Origin of the sequence: Sandaracinobacteroides saxicola (assembly GCF_014117445.1) — a bacterium.
Classification (GTDB): Bacteria; Pseudomonadota; Alphaproteobacteria; order Sphingomonadales; family Sphingomonadaceae; genus Sandaracinobacteroides_A; species Sandaracinobacteroides_A saxicola.
Genome location: NZ_CP059851.1, coordinates 2886767 through 2897500 on the forward strand (window position 1 = coordinate 2886767; position 10734 = coordinate 2897500).

The following is a 10734-nucleotide window of genomic DNA, read 5'->3' on the forward strand; positions in this document are numbered from 1 at the left end:
TCCGAAAGATGCGCGCGACAGCGGATGGAACGGGGCGCGCATCGCGAGCAGTATGGCGCCCCAATCTGCCACAGGCCACGGCGGGGCAAACCAGCCAAAAACAGCCCGAAATCGCTAACCCGTTGATTCAGGCTGTCACTTTTTTCGACAAACCTTCCATATTTCCTGCCTGCAACAAACTGACATCGTCACCCCGGGCTTGACCCGGGGCCCATTCGGCACTCGATCCGGCTAACACCCCCTGCGCGGCCAAGCCGCGCGAAACGGGCAGCGGCGCGGGTGGAGAGAGCGATAAGAACAACAGGAAAAAAGAAAGAACGCGGCAAAGCCGCGTGTCGGACGTGTCGGTTGGCCAACGGCCAACCGCACGCCGGCCAGGCTTGCGCGAGTCTCGAAATAGCGCCGCTATTTCTCGCCGCGCCGCGCCTCACCGCCGCCGCATCGGAATCCGCTCCACCTCCACCAGCCGCGGCGGCTCCATTTCCCAGCGCCCCGCCTTCCCCGCCGCGCGGCCGGCCTCGAACAGCCGCGCCATCTCCGCCGGATCGAACTCCAGCGGATCGGTTTCCTTCACCGTGTCGGGGATGTAGCTGAGGTTGAAGGTCGCCCCGCCGTTCCGCGCCGTGGCATAGACCTGGTACAGCTTGCGCTCCAGCATGATGCGCAGCATCTCCGAAATCGTCCGCGCCATCAGCTTGTTGATGTTCGCGCCCACCTTGCCCGAGGGGTTGTAGAGCGGCATCGCGCTGTTCACCACCACCCAGACATTCTTCGTCGGCACGTCATTGTCGATCATGAAGGGCTTGAACAGCACCGGCGCCTTGGTGCCGCCATCCACATGGGTGTCCGGCGTGCCGTCGTCGGCGGTCAGATACACCGGCCGGAACACGCCGGGGATCGCCGCGCTCGCCGCCAGCACAGCGCGATAGACATCCACCTTGCCCGGTTCGCTGGAGGAAGCGATCCGCCCCATGTCCCACGGCACCAGCACGCCCTTGTCCAGGTCGACCGTCGCCACATACAGCCGCCGCCCCTTGCGATGCTCGGCCGCCACCTTCTCCACCACCTCGGGCGTGATCGTCCGCTTCAGCTCATTCTCCAGCGGCGTCCGGTCATAGACCGCGCCCCGCAGCGCCCCCAGCAGCCCCTTGTTGCGATAGATGTCCTTGTCGGTCACCTTGGTGTAGAGGTCACCCAGCTCGTCGTCATAGTCCGGCCCCAGGAACGCCAGCGTCGCCATCAGCGCGCCCGTCGACACCCCCGTCACGATGTCGAAATTCGGCCGCCGCCCGGATTCGCTCCAGCCACGCAACACGCCGGCGCCCCAGGCCCCGTCCGACCCGCCGCCCGACAGCAGCAGGATGTCCTGCGTCTTGTCCCCCCGCACCGTCGCCGAACGCAGCGCGCCGTCGGCCTTCTCGTCGATGGTATAAAGGGCGACCTGCGCGGACTTCGCGATCCGCACATCGCCGATCCCGCTGTCCGGCCGCGTCGCACACCCCGCCAGCACCAACGCCGCCGCCACCGCCAAATACCGCCGCATCACTCCTTCCTCCTTGCGGACAAGTCTATCCACCGATTTTCCTGGCCACAAGCGCGGAGCCTGTTTGAGAAATTGCTCAGGCCCGGTTCGCGGCGCCCAGCACCGCCCGCACGCTCGCCGTCGCCACATCGGGATCGATGCCCACGCCCCACACCGTGCGGCCGTCCGCCAGCCGGCACTCGACATAGGCCGCCGCCTGCGCATCACTCGCCGTCCCCAGCGTGTGCTCGACATAATCGACCACCTCAAGCGCCACACCCTGCGCCGCCAGCGCGCTCGTCACCGAACTGATGAGGCCATTGCCCGTCCCGGTCACCGCCGTCGCGGCGCCGTCGATCACCAGCGTGCCGACGAACCGCCGCGTGCCGTCGGGGCCCCGTGTCTCCTCATAATCCCCCAGCTCGAACCGGCCGCGGCCCAGATAGGCCGCCTCGAACGCGCCCCAGATGTCGGCGGCGTTCAGCTCGCGGCTGGTCGCGTCCGCCAGCCGCTGCACATGCCGGCTGAAATCCGCCTGCATCCGCTTCGGCAGCTTCAGCCCCTTGTCCTGCTCCAGTACCCAGGCGACACCCCCCTTGCCGGACTGGCTGTTCACCCGGATCACCGCTTCATAGCCACGGCCCAGATCCTCGGGATCGATCGGCAGATAGGGCACGTCCCATACCGGGCTGTTCTGCGTCGCCCGTGCCGCGAATCCCTTTTTGATGGCATCCTGGTGGCTGCCGCTGAACGCCGTGAACACCAGGTCCCCGACATAGGGCTGGCGCGGATGGGTGGCGATGTTGGTGCAATATTCCACCGTCTTCACCACCTCGTCGATGTTCGAGAAATCGAGGCCGGGATCGACCCCCTGCGTGTACATGTTGAGCGCGACGGTGACGAGGTCGACATTGCCCGTCCGCTCGCCATTGCCCAGCAGGCAGCCCTCCACCCGGTCGGCGCCTGCCATCAGGCCCAGCTCCGTCGCCGCCACGCCGGTGCCTCGGTCGTTGTGCGCATGCAGGCTGATGATCACCGCCTCCCGGTTCGGGATGTGCCGGCCGAACCATTCGATCTGGTCGGCATAGACGTTCGGCGTCGCGCATTCGACCGTCGCCGGCAGGTTGAAGATGATCGGCTTCTCCGGTGTCGGTTGCAGGACGTCCATGACGGCCGCGCACACCTCCAGGCTGAAATCCAGCTCCGCCGTGCTGAAGGTTTCCGGCGAATATTCGAACCGCCAGTCGGTGCCGGGTCGCTTGGCGGCTTCATCCCGCAGGATCTTCGCCCCCTCGATGGCGATCGCCTTAATCTCGTGCCGCTCCATGCCGAACACGATCCGCCGCCACGCCGGGCTGACCGCATTGTACAGGTGCACGATCGCCGTCCGCGCCCCTTCCAGGCTGCGGAAACTGGTCTCGATCAGATCGCGCCGCGCCTGCGTCAGCACCTGCACCGTCACATCGTCGGGAATGCGTGCCGATCGCACCAGCCCGCTGATGAAATCAAACTCCGTGGCGCCAGCGCTGGGAAAGCCGACCTCGATCTCCTTCACCCCGATCTTCACCAGCAGGTCGAAAAACCGCGCCTTCTTTTCGGAATCCATCGGGTCGATCAGCGCCTGGTTGCCATCGCGCATGTCGGTCGACAGCCAGATCGGCTTCCGGGTGATGACCTTCGACGGCCATTGCCGGTCGGGCAGGGCGATCGGCGGAAACGGGCGGTATTTGGCGGACGGGTCGCGCAACATGACGGTGCCTCTGTGCAATCGTGGATGGTTCCGGTGGAAAATCCCTCAGGCCGCGTTGTGCGCCTCGGGCGCACGGCTGCTCGCGCCTAAGGGCGCGTAAGTCGAAGAAGGGCGAAACCAGTCACATCTCCGCCCTAACCCGCAGCGTTGCGCGATGGCAACCCCCCGCCTATCAGGCTGCGACAAAGCAGGAGGGCAAAACGCGACAATGGGCGTGATCGTGATGAAATTCGGCGGGACCTCGATGGCGGGCATCGAACGCATCCGCAATGTGGCGGCACGGGTGAAGCGCGAGGTCGAGGCCGGCCACGCCGTGGCGGTGGTGGTCTCGGCGATGGCGGGCGAAACCGACCGGCTGGTCAATTTCTGCAAGGAGGCCTCGCCGCTCGCCGATCCGGCGGAATATGATGTGGTGGTCGCGTCGGGCGAACAGGTCACCTCCGGCCTGCTCGCCATCGCGCTTCAGGCGGCCGGGCTGAAGGCGCGCAGCTGGCTCGGCTGGCAGTTGCCGATCGCCACCAGCCCGGCCCATTCCACGGCGCGGATCGGCAGCATCGATACCGGCGCCGTGCTGACCGCCATGCAGGGCGGCGAAGTGGCGGTGATTCCCGGCTTCCAGGGCATGACCGCCGACAGGCGCGTCACCACGCTCGGCCGCGGCGGCAGCGACACCTCCGCCGTCGCCGTCGCCGCCGCGCTGAAGGCCGACCGCTGCGACATCTACACCGATGTCGAGGGGGTCTATACGACCGATCCCCGCATCGTGCCGCGCGCCCGCAAGCTGGGGAAGATCACCTATGAGGAAATGCTCGAACTGGCGAGCGTGGGCGCCAAGGTGCTGCAGACCCGCAGCGTCGAACTGGCAATGAAAGAGAAGGTGCGCGTGCAGGTGCTGTCGAGTTTCAGCGACGAGCCGGGCACGCTGGTGGTGGATGAGGATGAGATCGTGGAACAGGAACTGATCGCGGGCGTCGCCTATAACCGCAACGAGGCCAAGGTCACCGTGGTGAAGGTGCCCGACCTGCCGGGCAAGGTCAGCGCCATCTTCGGGCCATTGGCTGAGGCGAACATCAACGTCGACATGATCATCCAGTCGATCGCGACCGAGGCGAAGGACGGCACCTCGACCACCGACGTCACCTTCACCGTGCCGCAAACCGAACTCACCCGCGCCCGCGCCATCCTGGAACGGGAGGCCGGCACCATCGGCCACGAACGCATCCTGGCCGACGATGGCGTGTGCAAGGTGACGGTGGTGGGTGTCGGCATGAAGAGCCACGCCGGCGTCGCCGTCACCATGTTCAAGGCGCTCGCCAGCCGCGGCATCAACATCCAGGCGATCACCACCAGCGAGATCAAGGTCAGCGTTCTCATTGCCGAGGAATATCTGGAACTTGCCGTGCGCGTGCTGCACACGGCCTACGGGCTGGATGCGTGACCCTCGCGCTCAGTCAATCTGATTGAGCGCGATCCGGTTGCCCTCGCTGTCCTCGATCTCGGCCACATATCCCGCTCCCGGCACCGCCTTCTTGGCATACAGCACCGCCGCCCCGCGCGCCGTCGCGCGCGCCAGCACCGCGTCGATATCCGCGACATCGAAATACAGGATCGCCCCGGTTTTCGACGGCACATAGACATCGCCCTTCGCCAGCGCGCCACTCGCCCCCGGTTGCCCGTCGGCGCGCGGGAAAAATGCCATGTCATGGCCATCGACCACCCGACGGCTCAGTCGCACGCCGAACACCGCCTGGTAGAAGGCCACCGCGCGATCCATGTCGGTCACGGGAATCTCGAAATGAAACACCGGGTTCGCCGCCATGGCCGTCTCCTTCATCTCGCCATCCTTCCGCCATGCGGTCGCTCCTTCATCGCAACCCGCAAGCAGCAATGCGCCTGCAAGCGCCAGGACCGCCGTCCGCGCTCGCTTTGGCTGCGGGAATCGGGGGTACCATCGCGTCATCTCCACCATCCATTCCCGATCACTGTCACCACACCATGAAGGATTCGCGGTCCCAATCTTGACCCCAGCATAATACATACCGTATATCTACGCCATGGAAGCCATCCGCACCAACGCCTTTCAGACCGGCAACAGCGTCGCGGTGCGTCTGCCAAAGTCGCTGGGTGTGCGGCCGGGGGACATGTTCGAAGTGTCCAGGAATGGCCCCTTCATCAACCTGCATGCCGTCGCGGACCCGGAGCATGAACGGGCGGAGATTGCCGCGCTCGTCGCCGAGTTGCGTGCGCTTGGTCCGATGGAAGATGCCGACCCGGAAGATGGCCGGATCGAGCTCCCGGACCGTCCGGGCCTCTCCTAAGTCCAGTCTGGCCGCGCCCGTTTGCCCTATCTGCTCGAAACCAGCGCGGCGATCCATCTGCGCGACAACCACGCCGGCATCGTCAGCTTGTTGGCGGAATTGAACCAACGCCCCGTGCTGTCGGTCCTGTCACGGGCGGAGTTGGAGGGGGGCGTGTTTGCCCGACCCCATCTTGCCGCCCAGCGACAGCGCGGACTCGCGGCCCTTTTGCGTCGACTGCCCGAAATCGATTTCACGCGGGCGATGGCCGCGCGCTATGGCCGCATCGTTGCCGCGGCGGGCTTCAGTCGGCGCAAGGCCATCGACCGAATGATCGCGGCGACGGCACTGGAGGCAGGATGCGCGCTGATCACCGCCAATCCGCACGATTTCTCCGACATTCCCGACCTTGACCTGATAGCTTGGACCCCATGAGCCCCACCCCCCACCTCGACTTGCTCACCGCCAAAGGCCGCGCCTTCCTGGGTACCCGCCACGCCATCATGGCGGGCGCGATGACCTGGGTCAGCGAACGCCACCTTGTTTCCGCCATTTCCAACGCCGGCGGCTTCGGCGTGCTGGCCTGCGGCGGCATGCCCCCGGCGCTGCTGGCGGCCGAGATCGAGGCCACCCGGACTCTCACAACCCGGCCGTTCGGCGTCAACCTGATTACGCTGCACCCGCAGCTGTTGGACCTGATCGCGGTCTGCGCCGAGGCGCGCGTCAGCCATGTCGTGCTCGCCGGCGGCCTGCCGCCCGGCGCCGCCATCGAGGCGATCAAGGCCTTTGGCGCGAAGCTGCTCTGCTTCGCGCCCGGACTTCCCATCGCGAAAAAACTGCTGCGATCCGGTGTCGATGCGCTGGTGATCGAAGGCAGCGAGGCCGGCGGCCACATCGGTCCGGTCAGCCTCGCCGTGCTGGCGCAGGAAATCCTGCCGGCGCTGCCCGACGCCACCATTTTCGCCGCCGGCGGTATCGGCCATGGCAGCGCCATCGCCGCGCTGACCGACATGGGCGCCAGCGGCGTGCAACTGGGCACGCGCTTCGCCGCGGCGAGCGAATCCATCGCCCACCCCCAGTTCAAGCGCGCCTTCATCCGCGGCAACGCCCGCGACGCGGTCGCCAGCGTGCAATATGATCCACGCCTGCCCGTCATCCCCGTACGCGCGCTGAAGAATGCCGGCACCGAAGCCTTCATGGCGAAACAGCGCGAAGTGTCGGAAAAGCTCTCGGCAGGCCTGGTGGAACCGGCCATGGCGCAGCTGGAGATCGAGCATTACTGGGCCGGCGCGCTGCGCCGCGCGGTGTTGGACGGCGACATCGAAACCGGCAGCCTGATGGCTGGGCAATCGGTCGGCATGGTCACGGCCGAGGAGCCGGTGGCCACCATCATCGACCGGCTGGTGGCCGAGGCCGAAAGCGCGCTGTCCTCCCGGCGGGCGGCGGCCTGATGGCGATTTCCGGCGCCCGCGAAATCCTGCGCCGCCTGCACGATGTGATGGCGGCGCGCACGGGCGCGCAGGCGAAGCTGAACCAGGTGGTCGGTATCATCGCCGAGCAGCTGGGCAGCGAGGTCGCCTCCATCTACCTGCGGCGGGACGGCATGCTGGAGCTGTTCGCCACGCGCGGGCTGAAGCAGGAGGCGGTGCATGTCACCCGGCTGGCGTTGGGGCAGGGCCTGGTGGGCACCATCGCCGCCGGACGCGAGGCACTGAACCTGGCGGAGGCCCGCAACCATCCCAATTTCGCCTATCGTCCGGAAACCGGCGAGGACCTGTTCCACAGCTTTGCCGGCGTGCCGATCATCCGGCGCGAGCTGGCCGTGGGCGTGCTGTGCGTGCAGCATGTCGAACCGCGCGAATATGCCGAGGTGGAGATCGAGGCGCTGCAGACCGTGGCGATGGTACTGGCCGAGCTGATCGCCGCCGCCGGCCTGGTGGACGATGCCGCCGCGGCCGCCGCCCCGAACCATCGCGGCAACGGCCAGATCCGGCTGTCGGGCCTGAAACTGGTGGAAGGTCTGGCGCGCGGCCAGGCGGTGTTCCACCAGCCGCGCATCGTCATCGAGAACAGCATCGCCGACGATGTCGAGGTGGAGCGCGCCCGGCTGAAATCGGCCTTCGCCCGGATGCGCGAACAGATCGACGCCATGATGTCGACGGCCGAATTCACCGGCCCCGGCGACCATGACGAGATCCTCGATACCTATAAGATGTTCGCCTATGACGAAGGCTGGGCACGACGCATCAACGCCGCCATCGACAGCGGGCTGACCGCGGAGGCCGCCATCGAAACAGTCGCGCAGGCGCAGCGCATCCGCATGTCGGGCGCCACCGACCCCTATCTGCGCGAGCGCCTGCATGACCTGGAGGACCTGTCCAACCGCCTGATCCGCATCGTCAGCGGCAAGCTGGGCACCGCGGCGCAGGCCGGCCTGCCGGGCGATACCATCCTGATCGCCCGAAACCTGGGGCCGGCGGAGCTGCTGGAGTATGACCGCCGCTTCCTGAAAGGCGTGGCGCTGGAGGAAGGCAGCCTGACCGCGCATGTCACCATCGTGGCGCGCGCCATGGGCATTCCGGTGCTGGGCCGGGTGCGCGACCTGCGCGCGCATGTGGCCGAAGGCGATGCGCTGCTGCTCGATGGCGGCGCCGGCGGACTGTTCGTGCGGCCATCCGCCCCGGTCGTCAAAAGCTTCCAGGCACAGGTGGCGCTGAAAACGAAACGCCAGGCAGCCTTTGCGAAGCTGAAGGAGCTGCCGGCGATCACCAAGGACGGCATCCGCATCGCCCTGATGATGAACGCCGGCCTGCGTTCCGATCTGCCGGCGCTCAACCTGACCAATGCCGATGGCATCGGGCTGTTCCGTACCGAGTTCCAGTTCATGGTTTCGGCCACGCTGCCGCGCCGCGAACGCCAGATCGCGCTCTATCGCGATGTGCTGGCCGCGGCGAAGGACCGCCCCGTGGTGTTCCGCACCGTCGACATCGGTGGCGACAAGGCCGTGCCCTACATGCGCGATCCCGATGCGGAGGACGAGAACCCGGCGATGGGCTGGCGCGCGCTGCGCCTGGCGCTGGAGCGCGAAGGCCTGCTGATGGCGCAGGCCCGCGCGCTGCTGGAGGCGGCGGCGGGCAAGACGCTGAACTTGATGTTCCCGATGGTCAGCGAGCCTTGGGAGTTCGAGGCTGCGCGCGCGCTGGTGGAGAAAGCCCGCGTGCGGCTGCAAAAGCTGGGGAAGCCACATGCAACGGCCGTGCGCTATGGCGCCATGCTGGAGGTGCCGGCGCTGGCGGAAGTGCTCGACGAACTGCTGCCGATGGTCGATTTCATCTCCATCGGCACCAATGACCTCACGCAATTCCTGCTGGCGGCGGATCGCGGCAATCCCAAGCTCGCCGACCGTTATGACTGGCTGAGCCGCGCCGTCCTGCGCTTTCTGGCGCGCGTGGCAGCGCAGGCGCGGGAGGCGGGCACGCCCGTGACGGTCTGTGGTGAAATGGGCGGACGGCCGTTGGAGGCGCTGGCGCTGCTGGGGCTGGGGATCGACCGCTTCTCGATCACCCCGGCGGCCATCGGCCCGGTGAAAGCGATGATCCGCAGCACCGACCTTGGCGCGTTGCGCCTGGCGATGAAGGGCTGGCTGAGCGAGCCCGGCACGGACATCCGTGCCCGCCTGACCCGCTGGGCGACGACCGAGATGGTCGACCTGATGTAGAAAAGGGGCGGCTTTCGCCGCCCCTCCCATCCCGTTGCCGCCGATCAGTTGCCGAACGTCCGCTGCCACCAGCCACGGCGGGGCGGCCCTTCGGGCTGCGGTTCGGGCGCGGGCGGCTCGGCAACCGCCACGTCGGCCGCGACCGGCTCGGCAACGGCAGCCATTTCGGCGGCAACCGGTTCGGCTTCCGCCATGGCCGGTTCCGCAGGCTCCGCCGTTTCAACCTTGGGCTTGCGCGCCCGGCTGCGTTTGGGCTTGGCCACGGCTTCCTCCGCCACCGCTTCGGGTGCCACAACCTCCGGCACCGTCGCTTCGGCTTCCACGGCCGGGGCCGCCGCCTCGGCTGGTGGCAGATCATCGGCCTTGGCCTTGCGCGTGCGACGGCGCTTCGGCTTCTCGGCGGGTTCGGCGGCAACCTCGTCAACGGTGACCGGCATGGGCTCGACCACCGCTACGGCCGCTACAGCTTCAGCAGCGTCTTCCATGCCCTCGTCCGTGCCATCACCGTCGGCGCCATCCATGGGTGCGGCTTCACCATCCTCGCGCCGGCCACCACGCCGGCGACGGCGCCGGCGACGGCGCGGCTCGCGATCGGCCATGCCCTCCTCATCGGCGGGTCGCTCCGCCGCGTCGCTTTCGCCATCGTCGGATGCGGGCGCCTCCTGCCCCTCCTCCTCGGCCGGTCGCGGCGCATCGCGATCGCGCCCGCCACGCCGCCGCCGGCGCCGACCACCGCGGCGATCGTCGCGGTCATCGCGCCGGCGCTCCTCCCGCTCGGAATCGTCGCGTTCCTCGCCCTCGTCCTCATCACCCTCCTCAGGCACGTCGTCCTCGTCATCCTCGACGATGCCGACCGGCGCCGGCAGCCGGTCGGACCGCGGCGCCTGGGCCGGCGGCGGACCACTGCTGTCCACCACCATGCGGCTGCCGATCAGGCTTTCGTCGGGCACCACCTCGATGGTGATGCCATAGCGGCTTTCCAGCTCGACGATCTCCTCACGCTTTCGGTTGAGGATATAGATCGCCACCGGCCGGTCGGCGCGCAGCCGGAAATGCGTTGCCCGGCCCTTGACGATCTCCTCCTCCAGCATGCGCAGCGCCAGCAGGGCGGCCGACGACGGCGAACGCACCAGACCGGTGCCGTCGCACATCGGGCAGCTGTGGGTGCTCGCCTCCAGCACGCCGGTGCGCAGCCGCTGCCGGCTCATCTCCATCAGGCCAAAGGCGCTGATGCGGCCCACCTGGATGCGCGCCCGGTCGTTCTTCAACGCATCCTTCAGCGCGCGTTCGACCTTGCGGTTGTTGCTGTGGTGATCCATGTCGATGAAATCGATCACCACCAGACCGGCCATGTCGCGCAGCCGCAGCTGGCGCGCCACTTCCTCGGCGGCCTCGATGTTGGTCTTCAGCGCGGTTTCCTCGATGTTATACTCGCGCGTCGACCGGC

The 10734-nt window shown here is 67.5% G+C and carries 9 protein-coding genes (1 of these 9 running past the window's edge); 5 read left to right on the forward strand and 4 right to left on the reverse strand.

What is annotated here, in order from left to right:
- Positions 1–427: 427 nt before the first annotated feature.
- Positions 428–1543, reverse strand: coding sequence for a patatin-like phospholipase family protein (locus H3309_RS14475; protein WP_182295488.1), 1116 nt, complete (start codon positions 1541–1543; stop codon positions 428–430).
- 76 nt (positions 1544–1619) lie between these two features.
- Entirely contained in the window at positions 1620–3272 is a 1653-nt protein-coding gene (gene leuA, locus H3309_RS14480; RefSeq protein ID WP_182295490.1) for a 2-isopropylmalate synthase, read from the reverse strand.
- Positions 3273–3480: 208 nt separating this feature from the next.
- Between leuA and H3309_RS14485 the strand changes: the two genes are divergently transcribed.
- Positions 3481–4710, forward strand: a complete 1230-nt coding sequence (locus H3309_RS14485; protein WP_182295492.1) for an aspartate kinase — start codon at positions 3481–3483, stop codon at positions 4708–4710.
- 9 nt (positions 4711–4719) lie between these two features.
- On the opposite strand, the gene H3309_RS14490 is transcribed toward H3309_RS14485, so the two are convergent.
- Positions 4720–5106 (reverse strand): VOC family protein, encoded by a 387-nt coding sequence (locus H3309_RS14490; protein WP_207791517.1) that lies wholly within the window; start codon positions 5104–5106, stop codon positions 4720–4722.
- A 220-nt stretch (positions 5107–5326) separates the two neighbouring features.
- Between H3309_RS14490 and H3309_RS14495 the strand changes: the two genes are divergently transcribed.
- From H3309_RS14495 to ptsP, 4 genes are read left to right on the forward strand one after another with little or no spacing between them, the layout of a single operon-like run.
- On the forward strand, positions 5327–5590 hold the full coding sequence (locus tag H3309_RS14495; RefSeq protein WP_182295494.1) for an AbrB/MazE/SpoVT family DNA-binding domain-containing protein: 264 nt from the start codon (positions 5327–5329) through the stop codon (positions 5588–5590).
- A 21-nt stretch (positions 5591–5611) separates the two neighbouring features.
- Positions 5612–6004 (forward strand): PIN domain-containing protein, encoded by a 393-nt coding sequence (locus H3309_RS14500; protein WP_182295496.1) that lies wholly within the window; start codon positions 5612–5614, stop codon positions 6002–6004.
- Positions 6001–7020 carry an NAD(P)H-dependent flavin oxidoreductase gene (locus tag H3309_RS14505; protein WP_182295505.1) on the forward strand — a complete coding sequence of 340 codons (1020 nt, stop codon included), beginning with the start codon at positions 6001–6003 and terminating at the stop codon, positions 7018–7020. Before H3309_RS14500 ends, H3309_RS14505 begins: the two co-directional genes overlap by 4 nt.
- Entirely contained in the window at positions 7020–9287 is a 2268-nt protein-coding gene (gene ptsP / locus H3309_RS14510) for a phosphoenolpyruvate--protein phosphotransferase (RefSeq protein ID WP_182295508.1), read from the forward strand. Before H3309_RS14505 ends, ptsP begins: the two co-directional genes overlap by 1 nt.
- Before the next feature lie 44 nt (positions 9288–9331).
- Here ptsP and H3309_RS14515 read toward each other — a convergent pair whose 3' ends face one another.
- Positions 9332–10734, reverse strand: the 3' portion of a protein-coding gene (locus H3309_RS14515) for an Rne/Rng family ribonuclease (protein ID WP_243453752.1). It continues 1114 nt past the right edge of the window; 1403 of the gene's 2517 nt are visible here — the last part of the coding sequence; the start codon falls outside the window, past its right edge; its stop codon occupies positions 9332–9334.